Origin of the sequence: Pseudomonas sp. NBB (assembly GCF_032701105.1) — a bacterium.
GTDB lineage: Bacteria > Pseudomonadota > Gammaproteobacteria > Pseudomonadales > Pseudomonadaceae > Aquipseudomonas > Aquipseudomonas asiatica.
Window position 1 is genome coordinate 1,481,432 of the sequence record NZ_CP103994.1, and the last position, 20,868, is coordinate 1,502,299.

A 20,868-nucleotide genomic window follows, 5' to 3' on the forward strand; every position below is an offset into this window, starting at 1 on the left:
CACTTCCAGGGCCTACTGAACACCCGGAAGTAACAGAGAAAGCGACCTTAGGGTCGCTTTTTTTGTTTCTGCAAAAAACCATCAGGCGCTGCCTGGCCCCTGTGGGAGCGGGTTTACCCGCGAAGGATGCGACACGGTGCATGGCACCGGCTTTGCCGGTGTTCGCGGGTGAACCCGCTCCCACAGAGGGTCTGTAGCAATTTCAGCGGCGACGCTCTTCTTCCCGTAAGGTCAGCACCTCGACCCCATCCCCGGTCACCGCCACTGTATGCTCCCACTGCGCCGACAAGCTGTGGTCGCGGGTAATCACTGTCCAGCCGTCCTTCAGCGTGCGCGTCCCGCGTCCGCCCTGGTTGATCATCGGTTCGATGGTAAACACCATCCCCGGCTTCAACTTCAGGCCCATCCCGCGCTGACCAATGTGCAGCACCTCGGGCCCTTCATGCATCTGTTGGCCAATGCCATGCCCGCAATACTCACGTACGACGCTGTAGCCCGCCGCTTCGGCATGGGTCTGGATGGCATGGCCGATATCACCCAGCGTAGCCCCGGGGCGTACCTGTTCGATGCCTTTCCATAGCGCGTCATAGGTGGTGTCGACCAGGCGCTGCGCCTCATCGCTGATCGGCCCGATGCTGTACATCTTTGACGAGTCGGCGATATAGCCGCCTTGTTCCAGAGTGATGTCGACGTTGATGATCGAGCCTTCCTTCAGCACTTCATCGACCTTGGGCATGCCATGGCACACCACATGGTCCACCGAGGTGTTGAGCGAATAGGGGAAACCATACTGGCCCTTGCTCGCCGGGCGGGCCTTGAGCGTGCCGACGATGAACGCCTCGGCGCGGTCGTTGATCTGCATGGTGGTCACGCCGGGGCGGATGAAGCTGTCGAGGTCGGCGAACACCTGGGCAAGCAGCTGGCCGGCGCGGCGCATCAGGTCGAGTTGGGCGGGGGTCTTGATAATCACCTGGGACATGGGGGGAGGGCAGTGGCTCATGCTGGAATGTGCCCCAGCATAGCGCCATGGGGTGCGGGGTTGCCATCGCATGGTGCACTCCTGTGCCGGCCCCTTCGCGGGTAAACCCGCTCCTACAGGTACATCACTGCCCTCAGGCCTTGCTATACCTCTGTGGGAGCGGGTTTACCCGCGAAGGGGCCGGCACAGCTGGCCCATTAATTGCTGATCTACCGCTACCCAGGGCTATCAACGTCGACAGCCCACAAAACTTCACGACAAAGGCGCCGTGTTGCCCCGCTTGCCCAGCAAGCAGGGGCAGCCGGCGCCTTTTTGCGTTCCCTACAGGAGCCCGCCCATGGCCAACAGCGAAGTACGCAGCGTCTGCCCCTACTGCGGCGTCGGTTGCGGCATCGTCATGAGCGTCGCCGATGGCAAGGTCGGCAAGATCAGCGGCGACAAGCAGCACCCCAGCAACTTCGGCCGCCTGTGCACCAAAGGTCTCACCGCACACCTGCCGCTGACTGCTGCCGGGCGCATGGAGGATGCCTATGTGCGCCAGCAGCGCAGCCAGCAGCCAGCGCGTACCGGCATCGACCAGGCCATCGCCGCAGCCGCCGGTCGCTTGCGCGGCATCATCGACCAGCACGGCCCCGACGCCGTGGCGCTTTACGTGTCCGGGCAGATGTCGCTGGAGGCCCAGTACCTGGCCAACAAGCTGGCCAAGGGCTTTATCCGCACCCGCCACATCGAGTCCAACTCGCGCCTGTGCATGGCCAGTGCCGGCAGCGGCTACAAGCTGTCGCTCGGTGCCGATGGCCCGCCCGGCAGCTACCAGGACTTCGAGCACGCCGACGTATTCCTGGTGATCGGCGCCAACATGGCCGACTGTCACCCGATCCTGTTCCTGCGCCTGCTCGACCGGGTCAAGGCGGGGGCCAAGCTGATCGTCGTCGACCCGCGGCGCAGTGCCACCGCCGACAAGGCCGACCTGTTCCTGCAGGTGCGCCCCGGCAGCGACATGGCCTTGCTCAACGGCCTGTTGCACCTGCTGCTGCGTAACGGCCACACCGACCCTGATTTCATCGCCCGCCATACCGAAGGCTGGGATGAACTGCCGGCCTTTCTCGATGACTACACCCCTGACCACGTGGCCGCCATCACCGGGTTGGCCGAGGCCGACATCATCAAGGCCGCCGAATGGATCGGCAGTGCCCGCAACTGGATGAGTTGCTGGACCATGGGCCTGAACCAGAGCATCCATGGTACCTGGCACACCAATGCGATCTGCAACCTGCACCTGGCCACGGGCGCGATCTGCCGCCCGGGCAGCGGCCCGTTCTCGTTGACCGGCCAACCCAATGCCATGGGCGGACGCGAGATGGGCTACATGGGCCCCGGCCTGCCAGGCCAGCGCTCGGCGCTGGTAGCGCAGGACCGTGCCTTCGTCGAGCAACAGTGGCAACTGGCCCCGGGCAGCCTGCGCAGCGAAGGCGGCGAGGGCACGGTGGCGCTGTTCGAGCAGATGAAAAGCGGCGTGGTAAAAGCCTGCTGGGTCATCTGCAGCAACCCGGTGGCCAGTGTCGCCAACCGCCAGCAGGTGATCGACGGCCTGCGCCAGGCTGAACTGGTGATTACCCAGGATGCCTTCCTCGACACCGAGACCAACCGCTACGCCGACATCCTGCTACCAGCTGCGCTGTGGGCCGAAGGCGAGGGCGTGATGATCAACAGCGAGCGCAACCTCACCCTCATGCCACGTGCCGTCGAACCGCCCGGGCAGAGCCTGCCGGACTGGCAGATCATCGCCCGGGTCGCCTGCGCCATGGGCTATGCCGACGCCTTCGACTACCCCGATGCCGAGGCGGTGTACGAGGAGATCCGCCGCTTTCACAACCCAACCACCGGCTACGACCTGCGGGGCATCGGCTATGCCGAACTGCGCGAGCAGCCGCACCAGTGGCCCTGCGCCCCGGGCAACAACAACCCGCGAAGCCCGCTGCGCTACCACAACGACGGCAGCAGCCAGACGCTGTTGCGCGATGCCCAGGGCGAGCGCCCGGTGTTGGCCTTCCCGACCGCCAGCGGCAAGGCCCGCTTCTTCGCCCGGCCCTGGTTGCCGGCGGCGGAGTTGCCGGATGGCAATTACCCCATGGTGCTGAATACCGGCCGCGTGCAGCACCAGTGGCACACCCTGACCAAGACCGGCAAGGTACCGGCGCTGAACAAGCTGGAGCCCGGCCCCTTCGTGGAAATCCACTGCGACGATGCTGCCCGGCTGGGCATCGCCGAAAAGGACCTGGTGGCCATTCGCTCGCGCCGCGGGCAGGCCGTGCTACCCGCGCGAATCAGCGACCGGGTCATGCCTGGCAACTGCTTTGCCCCGTTTCACTGGAATGACCTGATCGGCGAGCAACTGGCGATCAACGCCGTGACGTGTGATGCGGTCGACCCGCTGTCGCTGCAGCCGGCGTTCAAGCATTGTGCCGTGACCCTGGAGCGGGTTGCCGGTGAGCGCATCGAAGCCCTTGATCTGAACACTGCCAATCCGGAGCCTGCCCGCATGCCGACCGCCACCCTGTCCCGTCTGCTTGGCCTGGACACCCTGCCAGCTCCGGTGCTGGCCGAGGAAGAGCGCCATTACCTGCAAGGCTTTCTGCTGGGCCTGGACCAGGCCCGCGCCGAGGGCGTGCCCTGTCTGCCGGCCAGTGCGCCGCTGGCCGCCAACCGCCGGTTGTTCGTCGATGGCTTGCTGGCCGGGCTGTTCGCCCAGCCGGCGGTGCTGCCCGATGCGGCGTTGATGGCACCACGGCACCAGGTGCTGTGGGCTTCGCAAACCGGCAACGGCGAGCTGTTGGCCGAACGCTGTGCCGAGCGCCTGCGCGGTGCCGGCCTCGACGTGCAGCTCAGCTGCATGGAAGCGGTCAGCCCGCGCCAGCTGCAGGGCGCCGCCAGCGTGGTGCTGATCGCCAGCACCTTTGGCGATGGTGACGCGCCCGACAGCGCAGCGGCATTCTGGCAAGCCTTGCAGGGCGAGGAGGGCGCCCACTGCGCCGAACTGCCTTTTGCCGTGCTGGCCCTGGGCGACTCCAGTTACGACCAGTTCTGCGGCTTCGGCCGCAAGCTCGACCAACGCCTGGCCGAGCTGGGTGGGCGGCGCCTGCTGCAGCGGGTGGACTGCGAGCCGGACTTCGACGACGCCTTCGCCGCCTGGCTGGATGCGCTGCTGCCTACGCTTGGCAGCACTGCTGCACCGCAACCGGTCACCGAGCCTGCGCCCGTGGCGGCCTATGGCAAGCAGCAACCCTGGGCTGCCACCTTGCTGGAAAACCGCCTGCTGAACGGCCCGGGTGCTACCAAGGAAACCCGTCAACTGGTGTTCGACCTCAGCGGCAGCGGCTTCACCTATACCGCCGGTGATGCCCTGGGCGTGTGGCCGCGCAACTGTCCCGCCCTGGTCGACGAACTGCTGGCGCTAATACAGCTCGATGGCCAGACCATGGTCGAGCTGAAAGGCCAGCCCGCCATGCCGCTGACCGAAGCCCTTCAAGCGCACCTGGAAATCGCCAAGGTCACCACGCAGCAGCTGCAGGCCTTCGCCGGCAATGCTCCGGACCTGCAGCGCCTGCTGCAGCCCGAGTGCAAGGCCGAGCTGCAGGACTGGTTGTGGGGGCGGCAACTGGTCGATGTTCTGCGCGCCTTTCCCCAGCAACTGCCGTTGGCCAGCTGGCTGGAGCTGCTCAAGCCCTTGCAGCCGCGCCTGTACTCGATCAGCTCCAGCCCGCTGGCGCACCCGCAGCAGGTGCACCTGACCGTTTCCACGGTGCGCTATGGCGCGCGCAAAGGGGTGTGTTCAAGCTTCCTCGCCGACCGTGCGCAGGCGCTGAAGGTTGCCATCTTCCCGCAGGTGTCGAAGCACTTTCGCCTGCCCGAGGACGACAGCGTGCCGGTGATCATGGTCGGTCCCGGCACCGGCATTGCGCCGTTCAGGGCCTTCCTCGAAGAACGAGAGGCACGTGGGGCGAAAGGGGCTAACTGGCTGTTCTTTGGCGAGCAGTACGCGGCCACCGATTTCTATTACCAGGAGCAGCTACAGGCCTGGCAGGCTGCAGGGCACTTGCGCCTGGACACAGCGTTCTCGCGCGACCAGGCCGAGAAGGTCTATGTGCAGCAGCGCATGCTCGAACAGGGCGCGCAGTTGTGGCAATGGCTGGAGGCGGGTGCGTATTTCTATGTGTGTGGCGATGCGCAGCGCATGGCCAAGGATGTGGATGCGGCGTTGCGGGCGATCGTGGCCGAGCATGGCGGCATGGATGCCGCGGTGGCTGCGGCTTATGTCGAAGCGCTGGGCAGGGCCAAGCGGTATCGGCGGGATGTTTATTGATGTGCACCGGGATGGGGTGTTGTGCACTGCGAATGTGCATGACCTGTGCCGGCCTCTTCGCGGGTAAACCCGCTCCCACAGGTACTGCACCGGTCTGAAAATTGTGGAGATCCCTGTGGGAGCGGGTTTACCCGCGAAGAGGCCGGCACAGGCAACCCAGTTGGCACACTCCCTGCTTTACCCTAGTTACAACAAAGCCCACTGATCAACGGCGATCAACCCGGGCCCCCTACCGTGATGAATACAGGCAAAGGCGCCTGGAGCTTCGGCTCCAGGCGCTTTTTTTTTGATCGAGGATCGGCTTATGAAGGCAACAGCGAGCAGCGGGCAACGAGAGCGACTGGTCATCGTCGGCAACGGCATGGTCGGCCACCATTGCGTCGAACAACTGGTCAGCCGCGGCGCCTTGCAGCGCTTCGAAGTGCATGTGTTCGGCGAAGAGCGCCAGCGTGCCTACGACCGCGTGCACCTGTCCGAGTACTTCGGCGGCAGCTGTGCCGAAACCCTGGCTCTGTGCGGGCAGGACTTCTACGGCGCCAACGGTGTGCACCTGCACCTCGGTGAAGCGGTGCTGGAAATCGACCGTGAGCACGCCGAAGTGGTTACCGCCGAGGGCCGTTACGGCTACGACCAGTTGGTGCTGGCCACGGGTTCCTATCCCTTCGTGCCACCGATCGAAGGTTCCAGCGGCAATGCCCGCCTGGTCTACCGCACCCTCGACGACCTCGACGCCATCCGCGCTGCCGCAGCCAGTGCCCGACGTGGCGTGGTAGTGGGCGGTGGCCTGCTTGGCCTGGAAGCAGCCAACGCCCTCAAGTCGCTGGGCCTGGAAGCCCACGTGGTGGAGTTCGCCCCACGGCTGATGCCGGTGCAGCTGGACGGCGAGGGCGGTGCCGCGCTCAAGGCACAGATCGAAGCGCTGGGTGTTGGCGTGCATCTGTCGCGGGCCACCCAGTCGATCAGTGCGGGTGAAGACTACCGCTATCGCATGAACTTCGATGGCGGCGAGCATCTGGAAACCGACCTGATTGTGTTCTCCGCAGGTATCCGCCCGCAGGATGCCCTGGGCCGTGCCTGTGGCCTGGACATCGCCGCGCGTGGTGGCGTGGTGATCGACAACCACTGCCGCAGCAGCGACCCGCGCATCTTCGCCATCGGCGAGTGCGCCTCGTGGAACGGCAGCGTGTTCGGCCTGGTCGCCCCGGGCTACAGCATGGCGCGCAACCTGGCGGCATTGCTGATGGGTGAAGCCGCTGGCGAATTCACCGGTGCCGACATGTCGACCAAGCTCAAGTTGCTGGGCGTGGATGTCGGCTCCATCGGCGATGCCCATGGCGCCACTCCGGGCGCACGCAGCTACCGCTTCATCGACGAAGCCAACAGCGCCTATCGCCGGCTGGTGGTGGATGCCAGCGGCAAGCACGTGCTCGGTGCGGTGCTGGTGGGCGACAACAGCTACTACGACACTCTGCTGCAATACGCCCAGAACGGCATCGCCCTGCCAGCCGACCCCGCGGCACTGATCCTGCCGCAAGGCGGCGGCGCACCGGCCCTGGGTGCCGATGCGCTGCCCGACAGCGCGACCATCTGTTCCTGCCACAACGTCAGCAAGGGCGCGGTCTGCGCCGCCATCGACAGCGGCTGCGGCGACCTTGCCGCAGTCAAGGGCTGCACCAAGGCCGCCACCGGTTGTGGTGGTTGCGCGGCACTGCTCAAGCAGGTGTTCGAGCACGAGCTGACCGCCCGTGGCGTGGCGGTGGACAGGAGCCTGTGCGAGCACTTCGCCTACACCCGTCAGGAGCTGTACGGGCTGGTGCGGGTAGAGGGTATCCGTACCTTCAACGAACTGCTCGAACGCCACGGCAAGGGCCACGTTGGCTGCGACATCTGCAAGCCGGCGGTGGGCAGTATTCTCGCCTCGTGCTGGAACCAGCCGATCATGGACCCGGCGCTGGTGCCGCTGCAGGACACCAACGACACCTTCATGGCCAACATGCAGAAGAACGGCACCTACTCGGTGGTGCCGCGCATCCCCGGTGGTGAAATCACCCCCGACAAGCTCATCGTGATCGGCCAGGTGGCGAAAAAGTACGACCTGTACACCAAGATCACCGGCGGCCAGCGCATCGACCTGTTCGGCGCCCAGTTGCACGAGCTGCCGCTGATCTGGGGCGAGCTGATCGAGGCCGGCTTCGAAACCGGCCACGCCTACGGCAAGTCGACCCGCACGGTAAAGTCGTGCGTCGGCAGCACCTGGTGCCGTTATGGCGTGCAGGATAGCGTCGGCATGGCCCTGCGCCTGGAAGACCGCTACAAAGGCCTGCGCAGCCCGCACAAGCTAAAGTTCGCGGTGTCCGGCTGCACTCGCGAATGCGCCGAGGCACAAAGCAAGGACATCGGCGTGATCGCCACCGACAAGGGCTGGAACCTTTACGTATGCGGCAACGGCGGCATGCGCCCGCGGCACGCCGAACTGTTCGCCACCGACCTCGACGACGAAACCCTGGTGCGCCTGATCGACCGCGTGCTGATGTTCTACATCCGCACCGCCGACAAACTGCAGCGCACCTCGGTGTGGCGCGAGAACCTGGAAGGTGGGCTGGACTACCTGAAGCAGGTGATCCTCGACGACAGCCTGGGCCTGGCCAGCGAGCTGGAGGCGCAGATGCAGCATGTGGTCGACCAGTATGAATGCGAATGGGCCAACGCCCTCAACGACCCCGAGAAGCTCAAGCGCTTCCGTACTTTCGTCAACGACCGCCGCGCCGACCCGGACGTGCACTTCGTGCGCGAACGCGAACAGCGCCGGCCTGCTGCGCCACTGCACCTGATCCCAACCGTCGAGGAGGCTGTCTGATGAACTTGTCCAATGCTGCTGTGAAAACCCACGAGAACTGGCAGGTGGTGTGCCAGGCCGATGACCTGGTGGCTGATTCCGGGGTGGTGGTCTGGCTCGACGGGGCCCAGGTGGCGCTGTTCTACCTGCCGGGGCAGGCGCAGCCGCTGTACGCGGTGGACAACCGTGACCCGCGATCCGGCGCCAACATCATCGGCCGCGGCCTGGTTGGCAGTGTGCAGGGCGAGCTGGTGGTGGCCGCGCCGTTGTACAAGCAGCACTTCAGCCTGGAGAGCGGGGAGTGCCTGGAGGATAGCGGGCAGCGCCTGCGGGTGTGGCCGGTGCGGTTGAACGGGGAGGCGGTGGAGTTGGCTGTGGCCTGATATTCATCTGCCGCCTGCACCGGCCTCTTCGCGGGCACGCCCGCTCCCACAGGTACTGCACAGGTCTGGAGAACTGCGGAGATCCCTGTGGGAGCGGGTTCACCCGCGAAAGGGCCGGTACAGGCTATCTGCATGCGGTAAGCTTGAGCCCATGAACCTCGACACCCGCATCAAGTACCGCCACCTGCTGTGCTTCCTGGAGATTGCCCGGCAGGGCAGCCTGGCCAGGGCTGCCGACATCCTGGCAATCAGCCAGCCAGCCATCTCCAAGACCCTCAAGGAACTCGAAGACCTGCTGGAAACGCGCCTGTTCGCGCGCAGCCGTCAGGGCGTCGAGCTGACCCCGGCGGGCACGCGTTTCATGCGCTACGCCGGGCCCAGCGTGCAGGCCCTGCGCGATGGCGTCAGCAGCCTGCGTGGCGAGGCGCGGGCGCCGTCGCAGGTGCGTATCGGTGTGCTGTCCACGGTCGAAGGCCTGCTCATGCCCGAAGTGCTGTGCCGCCTGCACCAGCGGCATGAGGCGCTGGTAATCAGTGTGGTCACCGGGGTCAGCGCGCAGCTGCTCGGCCAGTTGCGCCTCGGCGAACTGGAACTGGTGGTCGGGCGCATGACCGACAGCCCGCAGATCCAAGGCCTGTCGTTCGAGCACCTGTACAGCGAGTCGATGAGCCTGGTGGTGCGGCCAGGCCACCCGCTGCTGGCCTGCAAGCCAGTAGAGCGCGGGGAGGTTGGACATTACCCGCTGGTGCTGCCGCCAGCCGGCACCACCATCCGCCAGCATGCCGACAGCCTGTTCGTGCAATGTGGCATCCAGATGCCCGCCCAGCGCCTGGAAACCCTGTCGCTGGCGCTGAGCCGGCGCTACCTGCTGGGCAGTGATGCAGTGTGGGTTGCGCCGCGCGATGCGGTGCTGCTCGACCTGCGCCGGGGCGAGCTGGTCGAGCTCGACCTGGGTGTGCGCGAGCCGGGCGGCTCGGTCGGCATCTGTCGCAATGCTGCCTTGCCGCAGAGCCTGCCTGGGCAGTGGGTATGCGAGGTGTTGCGCGAGGTAGCGGGGCAGTACCGAGAGGGCAGCTACCCCTGAACGCAGGTATTTTTGGCCCTTTCGCCGGCAAGCCACACACAGGGATAGCAACTGCTTCCGGGCCTGTGGTGAACCTGTGGGAGCTGGCTTGCCGGCGATAGGGCCAGTGCAGGCTTTTCAGCATTCAGCTAAATAAATCCGCCGCAAAACCGGGCAAAGGCGCCGCAACCGATCAATACTGGCCAGTGGCTGCACATCCTTTGATGAATAAGCGTTTAACTACTGAACTTCCTTACCAAAACCCGCTCCTATGCCGGTAGCCATTGGTCATGGCCGCCTGCTAAGCTCGCGGCTTTACCCTGATTGCCCTTTTGGCGCATGAACAAGGAAATAGCATGAAACAGCATCGTTTGGCGGCTGCGGTTGCCCTGGTAGGCCTGGTACTGGCTGGCTGTGATCAACAGACCAGCAGCCCCGAGCTGAAGACTCCGGCACAGAAAGCCTCCTACGGTATCGGCCTGAACATGGGCAAGAGCCTGGCTCAGGAAGGCATGGAAGACCTTGATTCGAAAGCAGTAGCCCTCGGCATCGAAGACGCCGTTGGCAAGAAGGAACAGCGCATCAAGGACGAAGAGCTGGTAGAGGCCTTCACCGCGCTGCAGAAGCGTGCCGAAGAGCGCCTGGCCAAGGCCAGCGAAGAAGCCGCCTCCGCCGGCAAGAAGTTCCTCGAGGAAAACGCCAAGAAGCCAGGCGTGGTCACCACTGCCTCGGGCCTGCAGTACGAAGTGGTCAAAAAGGCCGACGGCCCGCAGCCCAAGGCGACTGATGTGGTCACCGTCCACTACGAAGGCAAGCTGATCGATGGCAAGGTGTTCGACAGCTCCGTCGAGCGCGGCAGCCCGATCGACCTGCCGGTCAGCGGCGTGATCCCGGGGTGGGTCGAAGGCCTGCAGCTGATGCACGTCGGCGAGAAGTACAAGCTGTTCATCCCGGCTGAACTGGCCTACGGTGCGCAGAGCCCAAGCCCGCTGATCCCGGCCAACTCGGTACTGGTATTCGACCTGGAACTGATCGCCATCAAGGATCCGGCCCAGCTGCAAGGCGCCGAGCCAGAAGCGGAAGCTCCTGCCGAGGCCCCGGCCGAAGCGCCTGCCAAGTAACACTGGCTGGCCCACGCAAAACGCCCCGTCCCGACGGGGCGTTTTCGTTTGTGCCGGGTAGTTGGACGAACCTGCAACTGCTGATACTGTCCGAGGAAATGCAGCGTGAAGCAGCAGGATGCTTCTGACGCAAATCGTTTGCGGCGTACGCACCCACGGTGTGAAACGACTGTGTAAAAAACGCCCGATCTGACCGAGGCCCTTGCCTGGCAGGCACCTGGGGTCAGAAACGTCGCCCTGTTCACAAGGTTATCCACAATAAATGTGGATAACCTTTTCCTCTGGAGGCTCCATGAGCTCACCCTGGAATTTTGCCCGTTTCCTGCCGTTGGCCGAGCGCCTGCTCAGCCGCGGCCGGTTGCCCGCCTTGCTGTTCGCGGTAGCTCGCAAAGGCCCGCGCATCGGCCAGCTGCGCGAAGACGTGAAGCTGCTGCAGTCGTTGTGCCTGGCCTGGTGGCGCGGCGAGTACCGTGCCATCAGCCCCAAGGCGCTGGTCACCATCGTCGCCGGGCTGCTGTATTTCGTCAGCCCCATCGACGCCATCCCCGACTGGCTGCTGGGCGTGGGTTTCCTCGACGACATCGCGGTCCTGGGCTGGGTACTGAAGACCGTGGCTGACGAACTGGCGCGCTTCAAGGCCTGGCGCGACAGCCAGGCGCCCGAACGGCTGCGCGTGGTCGAGCGCCTGCCGGCTACCCCCGAAGCGCTGCGGTTGGAACGCAACACGCAGTGAAACTGGCCGCAACCGCAGCGCAACTGCACAGACCCCAGAGTTGGTAATATAATTGGCATAAGGGTTATGCCTACGGATTACATGCTGTAATCCTTTTTAAAGGGGTTTGTAATGGGTATTCAGGTCATCAGCCGGGACGGTCAACCCGAGTACGCCGTCGTTCCCTGGGAACAGTACCAGGCACTGCTCAAGGCCGCTGGGCAGGCACCAGCCGAGGTGCTTGCCAGTGAAGCGCAGGGCGATGTGGCCAGTGCGCCATTGCCGGCCTTCAGCGAAGTGGCACAGATTCGCCAGGCCAAGGGCATTGCCCCTGAGCAACTGGCGCGCAATGTCGGGGTAAGCCCGGCATACCTGGCCATGATCGAATCAGGTGAACGCCAGCCGGATGCTGCTATCCGCCGTGCCCTGGCCTGGCATCTGGGGGTGGCTGGCTGGAGCGAACCATCATGAGCCAGGTCAGGATCAGCCGTCAGCACTGGGATAACCTGCTGGGCGAGCTTGACCTGGCCCGTCGTCAACGTCACTTGCTGACCTATCGAGCGCTGATCGAGCGTTTGCAGTTGCCCAGCCCGGCCATGCAGACGCTGACAGCCGCGCTGGAGTACCTGGCGGTGCTGGATGCCCGCGCAGAGCAGCCATTGCGCAGCTCGCTGGTGATCAGCCAGGGTGCCAGCCGTTTGCCGCGTACCGGGTTTTTTGAGTGCGTTGAACGGTTGGGCCGATTTTCCGGGCCGGTCGACGGCATGGAAGCGGCCTCATGGCATGCCTCCGAGGTGGTCAGGGTGTTCGAGTACAGCTATCCCGAAACGGCCTGATTCGTTGCCTGTCCCGGCCTCTTCGCGGGTAAACCCGCTCCCACAGGTTCACCACAGGTCTTGAGCCTTGTGTTGTACCTGTGGGAGCGGGTTTACCCGCGAAGAGGCCGGAACAGGCAAAGCATCTCTGTGGATCAGCCCACAAGCCCTGCCATCGGCATCTACCACCTCCAATACCTCCAGGTGCCGGTGCCGGCCAAACAACTCCAGCAACTGCCCAATCGTCGCGTTGAGCCGCACCGTCGGCTGTTCGGCCTGCGGAACGTTCATCAGCGCCGGTAGTGGCCGGCTTTCGCGCGCCCCCAGCTCCTGCGGCCGCCCCAGCAGGTAGCCCTGCACCAAGTCCACCCCCATCTCCACCAGCACCGCCAGCTCCTCCGCCATCTCGATGCCTTCGGCAATTACCTGCGCCTTCGACGCCCGGGCAATCTGCAATATCGAACCGACGAACTCACGCTTGAGCGGGTCGCGGTGGATGCCGTCGATGAAGTGGCGATCGATTTTCACATATTCGGGGCGCAGCTCCGACCACAGGCGCAGGCTCGAATAACCCGCTCCCAGATCGTCGATGGCAATCGAGAAGCCCACGTCCCGGTAGTGGTGCAGCGCATTGGACAGCAGCTGAAAGTCGTCGGTCGGGGTATGTTCGGTCAGCTCGATCACCACCCGGCTGGGTGGCAGGCCGACTTGTTCGAGCAGTTTCAGGGTCTGCCCGGAGGGGTAGTGCGGCTCCAGCAGCGATTCAGGCGAGATGTTGAGAAACAGCTTGCCCTGCAACTGCTGTTCGCTGAAACGCCGGCAGGCGCTTTCCCGGCAGGCAGCCTCCAGTTCGGTCAGGCGGCCGGCCTGGCGGGCGATGGTAAACAGGTTCAGCGGTGCGTGCAGCGGGCTGTTGGACGGCCCGCGGCTCAACGCCTCATGGCCGAAAACCCGTTGCTCGCTCAGGCACATGATCGGCTGGAACAGACTGTGGATGCTGCGTTGAGCCAGGATGGCACTCAAGGCACTGAGCTGTTCGGCGACGGTCATGGCGTATTCCTGAAAATGAAAGGGCCGGGCGATTCCACGCCCGGCCCCTCTATTTCACGACAGCGCGATGACTGTTTGATGACAAGTAAAGCTAATTTGCCATCATTGCCACAGTCTTACTTCTTGGCCACCTTGGTGCTTGCACTCAGGTAGTCGATAAGGATGCGGCCGGTTTCCGACAGGTAGGCATCGTCTTCCGGCTTGGTGTTTTCATCCTCGGTCGGCAGCGCGTCCTCGTCCTCTTTCTTCAGCTCCTTCAGCGGCTCTTCACCCTTGGCCTTGCGGCGGATGTTCTCCAGTGCAAGCTGCTTGGCCTCGATTGCATCGTGGCGTGCACGACGGTCCTGCTCGTTGAGGCTGACGGTCTTTTCGTTCATCAGCTTCTGGGTCAGGGCCAGGCGGTCGCGGATGTAGGTGAACTCTGCATCCTTGTCGCTGCGCGCTTCATGCTGCGCCTTGAGTTGGGCCAGGAACGGCTTGAACGGGTCGGCCGCCGGCTTGACCACCGGGCGAATGGTGTCCCACGGCATGGCCTCGGGCAGGGCGCTCTCGCCGATCTCCTTGGTATCGATGATCGACGGGTAGTCGATGTCCGGCAGCACGCCCTGATGCTGGGTGCTCTGCCCGGAAACCCGGTAGAACTTGGCCAGGGTAAGCTTCAGCTCGCCATGGTTGAGTGGCTGGATGGTCTGCACGGTGCCTTTGCCGAAGGTCTGGCCGCCGATGATCAGCGCACGGTGGTAGTCCTGCATGGCACCGGCGAAGATCTCCGAAGCCGAGGCCGACAGGCGGTTGACCAGCAGTGCCAGTGGGCCCTTGTAGAAGGCACCGGGGTTTTCGTCTTCCAGCACGTCGACACGGCCGTCGCTGTTGCGCACCAGCACGGTCGGGCCTTTCTCGATGAACAGGCTGGTCAGCTCGGTGGCTTCCTGCAGCGAGCCGCCGCCGTTGTTGCGCAGGTCGATGACCACGCCGTCGACTTTTTCTTTCTGCAGCTCGGTCAGCAGCTTCTTCACGTCACGCGTGGTGCTCTTGTACTCCGGGTCACCGGCGCGATAGGCCTTGAAGTCGAGGTAGAAGGCCGGGATCTCGATGATGCCCAGCTTGTAGTCACGCCCGTCCTGCTTGAGCTTGAGCACCGACTTCTTCGCTGCCTGCTCCTCGAGCTTCACCGCCTCGCGGGTGATCGACACGATCTTGCTGGTCTGGTCGCTAGGCGCGTTACTGGCGGGGATGATCTCCAGGCGCACCACCGAGCCTTTCGGGCCGCGGATCAGCTTGACCACTTCGTCCAGGCGCCAGCCGACCACGTCGACCATCTCCTTGTTGCCCTGGGCCACACCGATGATCTTGTCGGCCGGTGCCACCTGCTTGGTCTTGGCCGCCGGGCCTGCCGGCACCAGACGCACGATCTTGACCTGGTCGTTGTCGCTTTGCAGTACTGCGCCGATGCCTTCCAGCGACAGGCTCATGTTGATGTCGAAGTTTTCTGCGTTGTCCGGCGACAGGTAGTTGGTGTGCGGGTCGTAGGACTGGGCGAAGGTGTTGATGTAGGCCTGGAAGATGTCCTCGGCACGGGTCTGGTCCAGGCGCGACAGTTGGTTCTTGTAGCGCTTGGTCAGGGTTTCCTGGATCTGCTTGGGTTCCTTGCCGGCGATCTTCTGGCGCAGCACTTCGTCCTTGACGCGTTTGCGCCACAAATCGTCGAGCTCGGCCTGGTCCTTCATCCACGGGGCGTCCTTGCGGTCGATCAGCAAGGTTTCCTTGGCGTTGAAGTCGATCTTGTCCACGCCCTTGTTCAGCTCGGCCAGGGCGAAGTCCAGACGTTGCTTGACGCGGTCCAGGTAGCGTTTGTAGATGGTGAAGCCCGGGTCCAGGTTACCGCTCTTGAGGAAATCGTCGAATTGCGTTTTCCATTTGTCGAATTCGGCGATGTCGGCAGCGGTGAAGTAGCTGCGCGCCGGGTCCAGCAGCTTGATGTAGCTGTCATAGATGATGACCGAACGGGCGTCGTCCAGCGGCGGCTTGCTGTAGTGGTGGCGCTTGAGCAATTCCACCACGTTGAGGCTGGCGACGATCTCGTCGCGGTCCGGCTGCAGGCTGTCCCATTTGTTGGCGGCCGCCGCATTGCCGCCGAGCGTGAGGCTGCCCAGGCCGATCATCAGCGCCAGGGCGGTGCTTGGGAGGAAATGCTTCATGCTGATTCGACGTGGAGACAATTGATCACGCATAGTAGGCCGTCTTTTCTGTTCACCGGTTGCAAAAAACCGGATGCATACTGCAAAAAGCCTGGGGACTTGGCGTTCCCAGGCTCGGTCATATGATTCAACTATGGAGGCACTGTGAAGGCATTGCAAGGCGTTGACGGACATGTGGCTTGGGTCGAGGCCGAGCGCCCGGCCTGCGACGCGGGTCAAGTGCGCATTCGCGTGGCTGCTGCGGGGCTGAACCGCGCCGATCTGCTGCAGATGAAAGGTTTGTACCCACCACCGCCAGGCGCCAGCCCGTACATGGGCCTGGAGTGCTCCGGGGTGATCGAGGAAGTGGGGGCCGGTGCCGACTGGCGGGTGGGTGACCGGGTGTGCGCACTGCTGGCCAGCGGCGCCATGGCCGAGGAAGTGGTGGTGGATGCCCGCCACGTGCTGCCGGTGCCCGAAGGCCTGAGCCTGCACGAAGCGGCGGCGTTGCCGGAGGTATATGCCACTGCCTGGCTGAACATCTTCCAGCTGGGTGGCGTGAAAGCTGGCGAGAAGGTGCTGGTGCACGCTGGCGCCAGCGGCGTTGGCTCGGCCGCCATCCAGCTGTGCAAGGCGTTCGGCAGCCCGGTATGGGTAAGCGTCGGTTCCCAGGACCGCCTGGCCTACTGCGAGGCGCTGGGCGCCGCCGGTGGTGTGGTACGTAACGAAAACCTGGAAGCGCTGGAAGGTTTTGGCCCGTTCGACGTGATTCTCGACCCGGTGGGCGCCAGCTACGGCGAGCTCAACCTCAAGTTGCTGGCGCGTGACGGGCGCTGGGTGATCATCGGTCTGATGGGCGGGCGCAAGTTCGAGCTGGACCTGGCACAGGTACTGGGCAAGCGCCTGGAGATTACCGGTTCCACGCTGCGTAACCGCGATGACGGCTTCAAGGCCGAACTGCTGCGCGAGTTGCAGCAGCAGGTGTGGCCGCTGTTTGCCGAAGGGCGCCTGTCGCCGCAGTTGGTGGACACCTACCCGGTGGAGTTTGGCCAGGCGGCGTATGCCGAGCTTGAGACCAACCAGGTGTCGGGCAAGCTGGTGATGGTGATAGACCCTAGCCTGATGTAAGCAGGCCTGGCCTCTTCGCGGGTGAACCCGCTCCCACAGGGATTACCACAGGCTTGAAAACTGTGTGGTCCCTGTGGGAGCGGGTTTACCCGCGAAAGGGCCGGTGCAGGCAATGCGATTACCTCAGGCCCAGCTCAGGATCGGCCACTTGTTGATCTCGGCATGCTCCCGCAACACCGCATCCGGGTTCACCACATGCGGATGATCCACCTTCAGCAACAGCGGCAAATCGTTGCGCGAGTCGGAATAGAAAGTCGCGCCTTCCAGGTTCTCCTGCTCCTGGTCCAGCCATTCCAGCAACCGCGTGATCTTCCCTTCGCGGTAGGTCAGCACCCCGTGGGTCTTGCCGGTATAAACCCCGTTCACCGCCTCCAGTTCGATCGCCAGGTATTCGTCCACCCCCAGCCGCGCCGCAATCGGCCCGACCAGGTGCGTACCCGACGCCGAAATGATCAGGATGCGATCCCCGCGCTTGCGGTGCTCGGCAATGCAGCGGCAGGCGTCGCCGTAGATGATTGGCTCGATCACCTCTTCGACCCACGGTGCTACCAGGTGCTCGACCTCTTCCAGGGTGCGCCCGGCAATCGGCTCCAGGCTGAAGGCCATGTAGTCCTCCATCCGCAGGTGGCCCTTGCCATAGGCTTCCATCAACTCATGGTCGCGGCGCAGGAAGGCTTTACCGTCGACCCAGCCTAGCCGGGCCATCTGCTCGCTCCACAGTGAGGCGCAGTCGCCGTGGATCAGGGTTTCGTCCAGATCGAAAATTGCCAGTGCCATGGTGTTGATTCTCCTTAGGCCACTTCCCGTAGCGCCGTGGGGTCGATCGACAAGCTTACCCGTTGCCCATCCGCGTGCAGGTCGGACGGTGAGCGGTTGAGCACGTCGACCACCAGTTCCACCTCGCGCACCCGCACCCGGTAGCGGATCACGTTGCCCAGCAGGCTGTGGCTGCGCACTTCGGCGTCCAGTTCACCGTTGATGCCCAAGGTAATCGACTCGGGGCGTATCGCCAGGCGGCTGGCCACCGGGCGCTGCAACAGGCGGCTGGCGCTGTCGGCGTCGAGCAGGTTGTAGTTGCCGATGAAGCCGGCGGCAAACAGGTCCACCGGCGCGGTGTAGAGGGTTTCGGCATCGCCGCTCTGGACGATGCGCCCCTGGTTCATCAGGAAGATGCGATCGGACATGGTCAGCGCCTCCTCCTGGTCGTGGGTGACGAAGATGGTGGTCAGCCCCAGCTCGCGCTGGATGGCGCGGATCTGCTCGCGCAGGTGCTTGCGGATGCGCGCATCCAGCGCCGACAGCGGCTCGTCGAGCAGCAGCAGGCGCGGGCGGGTGACCAGCGAGCGGGCCAGGGCAACGCGCTGGCACTGGCCGCCGGACAACTGGTGCGGGTAGCGCCCGGCGAAGTTGCCCAGTTCCACCAGTTCCAGCGCCTCGCGTACCCGGGCCTGGCTTTCGTCGGCCTTGACCTTCTGCATGCGCAGGCCGAAGGCGACGTTCTGCTCCACGGTCATGTTGGGGAACAGCGCATAGCTTTGAAACACCATGCCGATGCCACGCTTTTGCGGGCTCAGCGGTACGATGTCATGGCCGTCGAGCAGGATCTGCCCGCTGTCCACCGGGGTCAGCCCGGCGATGCAGCGCAGCAGCGTGGACTTGCCGCAACCGGACGGGCCAAGCAGGGTGACGAACTCACCGCGTTCGATATGGCAGTCGATGTTCTCGAACACCGGGCTGCCGGCGTAGCTTTTTTGCAGTTTCTGTACGCTGACGAAGCTCATGTCAGGTCTTGTCCTTGTTCAGGCGGTTGGCGACCCAGGTCAGTACCAGCACGAAGGCGAAATACGAGATCACCAGCGCGCTGTTGAAGTGGCCGCTGCTGTTGCGCATGTTGTTCAGGTACACCTGCAGGGTCTCGTAGCGGGTGCCGACCAGCAGGTTGGCGAACACGAACTCGCCGAACAGGAACGAGAACGACAGCAGCAGTGCCACCATCAGGCCCTTGCGCAGGTTCGGCAGCACCACCAGCAGCGCCGCCTGCCAGGTGCTGGCGCCCAGCAGCTGGGCGGCGTCCATCAGGTCGCGCAGGTTGATCGCCTGCAGGTTGTTGGTAATGGCCCGGTACATGAACGGCAAGGCGATGGTGAAATAGCAGCCGATCAGGATCCACGGTGTACCGACCATGGCCATGGGCCCGCTGCCATACAGCTGCAGCAGCCCCACCGACGACACCACCGGCGGCACCGCGAACGGCAGCAGGATGAGGATGTTCATCAGCGCATCGAGCCTCGGGAAGTGGTAGTGCACCACGAACAGCAGCGGCAGGATCAGTACCACCGACAGCAGCAGCGCGCCCACGCACACCAGCAGCGACTGGCCGAAGGCGGCCAGGAAGCGCGGCTCGCTCCACAGCGCGATGTACCACTTGAAGGTCAGGCCGCTGGGCAGCAGGCTGGCCGACCAGCTGGTGGCCAGCGAGTAGAGCAGGGTGCCGGCCAGCGGCAGCAGCAGGATGAGGAACAGCAGGTAGACCACGGCGCGGTGGTACCAGCCGCCGGAACGGGCGTCAGCGCGCATGGTAGCTCCTTTTCAGCAGCCATTGGTGCATCACCGTGACCAGCGTCATCAGCCCCACCAGTACCATCGCCAGGGCGCTGGCCAGGTTGGGATCGAGGCTGATGTCACCGGCCACCAGGCCGGCGATGCGGATCGGCAGTACGTTGAAGTTGCCGGTTGTCAGCGCGTACACGGTGGCGTAGGCACCGAGGGCGTTGGCCAACAGGATGACGAAAGTGCCCAGCAGTGCCGGGGTCAGCACCGGCAGGCCGATGTGTCGCCAGAATTGCCAGTGGCTGGCCCCCAGCAGTGCGGCCGACTCGCGCCAGTCTTCGCGCAGTGCGTCGAACGCGGGGTACAGCAGCAACACGCCAAGCGGGATCTGGAAGTAGGTGTACACCAGGATCAGCCCGCTCTTGGAATAGATACTGAAGTCCTCCAGCAGGCCGACCTGCTTCAGCAGCAGGGTCAGCGCGCCGTTGAAACCGAGCAGGATGATGAAGGCGAAGGCCAGCGGCACCCCGGCGAAGTTGCTGGTCATGTTGGCGAAGGCGCTGACGAAGTCGCGCAGCTTCGAGTCCACCTGGCGCAGCGAGTAGGCGCCCAGAGTGGCGATGACGATGCCGAACAGGCTCGACCAGAAGCTGATCTCCAGGCTGCGTTGCAGGGCCTGCAGGTAGAACTTCGAGGCGAATACCTTGCTGAAGTTGTCCACGCCCCAACCCGCTTCCGATTGCAGGCTGTTGATCGCCACCCAGGCCAGCGGGGCGATCTGGAAGATGACGAAGAACACGGCGAACGGTAGCAGGCAGAGCAGGGCCAGGTAGCGGCCACGGGTGTTGCTGCTCTTGGGTGTGGTCACTTCAGCAGCTCCCGGCAGACGGTCTTGTCATGCGGCGCGCCGAGCAGCTCGCAGATGGTCCCGCACAACTCGGTCTGCAGCGGTTTGGCCGCAGGGTCGAGGCTGAAGGCATCGCCGAAGACGAACAGCGGCACTTCGCGCTCCTCGGTCAGCAGGCCATTGTGCGAGCGGTCGTTGTTCATGCCGTGGTCGGCGGTGACCAGTACCTGGTAGCCCTCTTCGAGCCAGCCTGGCAGGTAGTCGGCCAGCAGGATGTCGGCGCTGCGCGCGGCGTTGCGGTACTGGCTGCTGTCCAGGCCGTGATGGTGGCCGACATCGTCGATGCTCATCGGGTGCACCAGCAGGAAATTGGGGGCGTGGCGGCGGCGCAGGTATTCGCCATCGGCCAGCAGGTGCGAATCGGGGTAACGGTCGTCCCAGTAGAACAGCCCGTGCTGGATCGGCAGCTTCGGTGCGTGGGTATGGCGGTCGCGCTGCGGGTCGAAGGGCGAGCGGTTGTACAGCTCGCTCATCCAGTGATAGGCCGCAGCCGCAGTGCCCAGGTTGGCCTCGCGGGCGTAGTGGAACACGCTGCGCTGGTTGGACAGACGGTTGACGTTGTTGTGCACGATGCCGCTGTCGATCGGCGGTACACCGGTGAGGATGCACTCATACAGCGGCCGCGACAGCGACGGCAGTTCGCATTCCACGCGGTATAGCGCGGCACGGTCGGCCTCGACGTAGGCGTGCAGGTGGCCCATGGCATGATGCGCGACCTGGTAGTTGAGGCCGTCGAGCAGGACCAGAATGACGTTGTGTTGCATGGTGGCTCCAGTCATAAACC

At 64.3% G+C, this 20,868-nt stretch carries 17 protein-coding genes; 9 read left to right on the forward strand and 8 right to left on the reverse strand.

Features of this window, described 5'->3' with window-relative positions:
• Nucleotides 1-202: 202 nt before the first annotated feature.
• On the reverse strand, nt 203-1,051 hold the full coding sequence (gene map, locus NY023_RS06985) for a type I methionyl aminopeptidase (protein WP_080563750.1): 849 nt from the start codon (nt 1,049-1,051) through the stop codon (nt 203-205).
• A 265-nt stretch (nt 1,052-1,316) separates the two neighbouring features.
• Here map and NY023_RS06990 point away from each other — a divergent pair, with 265 nt between their 5' ends.
• The 8 genes from NY023_RS06990 (at nt 1,317) to NY023_RS07025 (ending at nt 12,293) form a co-directional block, all read left to right on the forward strand.
• The gene (locus NY023_RS06990; RefSeq protein ID WP_013971403.1) at nt 1,317-5,342 is read left to right on the forward strand and encodes a bifunctional nitrate reductase/sulfite reductase flavoprotein subunit alpha; all 4,026 of its coding nucleotides are present in this window, start codon (nt 1,317-1,319) and stop codon (nt 5,340-5,342) included.
• Nucleotides 5,343-5,646: 304 nt separating this feature from the next.
• Entirely contained in the window at nt 5,647-8,199 is a 2,553-nt protein-coding gene (gene nirB / locus NY023_RS06995) for a nitrite reductase large subunit NirB (RefSeq protein ID WP_013971404.1), read from the forward strand.
• Nucleotides 8,199-8,561 (forward strand): nitrite reductase small subunit NirD, encoded by a 363-nt coding sequence (gene nirD / locus NY023_RS07000; protein ID WP_013971405.1) that lies wholly within the window; start codon nt 8,199-8,201, stop codon nt 8,559-8,561. Before nirB ends, nirD begins: the two co-directional genes overlap by 1 nt.
• Nucleotides 8,562-8,712: 151 nt before the next feature.
• Complete coding sequence (pcaQ, locus tag NY023_RS07005; protein ID WP_013971406.1) at nt 8,713-9,645, forward strand: pca operon transcription factor PcaQ; 933 nt, start codon at nt 8,713-8,715, stop codon at nt 9,643-9,645.
• Nucleotides 9,646-9,980: 335 nt separating this feature from the next.
• Nucleotides 9,981-10,745, forward strand: coding sequence for an FKBP-type peptidyl-prolyl cis-trans isomerase (locus NY023_RS07010; protein ID WP_003257347.1), 765 nt, complete (start codon nt 9,981-9,983; stop codon nt 10,743-10,745).
• 292 nt (nt 10,746-11,037) lie between these two features.
• Nucleotides 11,038-11,478, forward strand: a complete 441-nt coding sequence (locus tag NY023_RS07015; protein WP_013971407.1) for a YkvA family protein — start codon at nt 11,038-11,040, stop codon at nt 11,476-11,478.
• A gap of 111 nt (nt 11,479-11,589) precedes the next feature.
• Complete coding sequence (locus NY023_RS07020) at nt 11,590-11,928, forward strand: multiprotein-bridging factor 1 family protein (RefSeq protein ID WP_003257349.1); 339 nt, start codon at nt 11,590-11,592, stop codon at nt 11,926-11,928.
• Nucleotides 11,925-12,293 (forward strand): hypothetical protein, encoded by a 369-nt coding sequence (locus NY023_RS07025; RefSeq protein ID WP_013971408.1) that lies wholly within the window; start codon nt 11,925-11,927, stop codon nt 12,291-12,293. The genes NY023_RS07020 and NY023_RS07025 overlap by 4 nt, the downstream gene beginning before the upstream one ends.
• 48 nt (nt 12,294-12,341) lie before the next feature.
• On the opposite strand, the gene NY023_RS07030 is transcribed toward NY023_RS07025, so the two are convergent.
• Together NY023_RS07030 and NY023_RS07035 are read right to left on the reverse strand one after the other, a co-directional pair.
• A complete protein-coding gene (locus NY023_RS07030) occupies nt 12,342-13,322 on the reverse strand; it encodes an EAL domain-containing protein (protein ID WP_013971409.1) in 981 nt (326 codons plus the stop codon).
• Nucleotides 13,323-13,438: 116 nt separating this feature from the next.
• A complete protein-coding gene (locus NY023_RS07035) occupies nt 13,439-15,520 on the reverse strand; it encodes a carboxy terminal-processing peptidase (RefSeq protein ID WP_013971410.1) in 2,082 nt (693 codons plus the stop codon).
• 144 nt (nt 15,521-15,664) lie between these two features.
• Between NY023_RS07035 and NY023_RS07040 the strand changes: the two genes are divergently transcribed.
• The gene (locus tag NY023_RS07040; protein WP_013971411.1) at nt 15,665-16,627 is read left to right on the forward strand and encodes an NAD(P)H-quinone oxidoreductase; all 963 of its coding nucleotides are present in this window, start codon (nt 15,665-15,667) and stop codon (nt 16,625-16,627) included.
• 123 nt (nt 16,628-16,750) lie between these two features.
• On the opposite strand, the gene NY023_RS07045 is transcribed toward NY023_RS07040, so the two are convergent.
• Genes NY023_RS07045 through NY023_RS07065 form a run of 5 tightly spaced genes read right to left on the reverse strand, consistent with a single transcriptional unit; the run spans nt 16,751 to nt 20,848 of the window.
• Nucleotides 16,751-17,404 (reverse strand): HAD family hydrolase, encoded by a 654-nt coding sequence (locus NY023_RS07045; RefSeq protein ID WP_013971412.1) that lies wholly within the window; start codon nt 17,402-17,404, stop codon nt 16,751-16,753.
• Between the two features lie 14 nt (nt 17,405-17,418).
• A complete protein-coding gene (locus tag NY023_RS07050; protein ID WP_013971413.1) occupies nt 17,419-18,408 on the reverse strand; it encodes an ABC transporter ATP-binding protein in 990 nt (329 codons plus the stop codon).
• A gap of 1 nt (nt 18,409) precedes the next feature.
• Nucleotides 18,410-19,204, reverse strand: coding sequence for an ABC transporter permease (locus tag NY023_RS07055; protein ID WP_013971414.1), 795 nt, complete (start codon nt 19,202-19,204; stop codon nt 18,410-18,412).
• Complete coding sequence (locus NY023_RS07060; protein WP_013971415.1) at nt 19,194-20,045, reverse strand: ABC transporter permease; 852 nt, start codon at nt 20,043-20,045, stop codon at nt 19,194-19,196. Before NY023_RS07060 ends, NY023_RS07055 begins: the two co-directional genes overlap by 11 nt.
• Nucleotides 20,042-20,848 carry an alkaline phosphatase family protein gene (locus tag NY023_RS07065; RefSeq protein WP_013971416.1) on the reverse strand — a complete coding sequence of 269 codons (807 nt, stop codon included), beginning with the start codon at nt 20,846-20,848 and terminating at the stop codon, nt 20,042-20,044. The genes NY023_RS07060 and NY023_RS07065 overlap by 4 nt, the downstream gene beginning before the upstream one ends.
• Between the last annotated feature and the right edge of the window lie 20 nt (nt 20,849-20,868).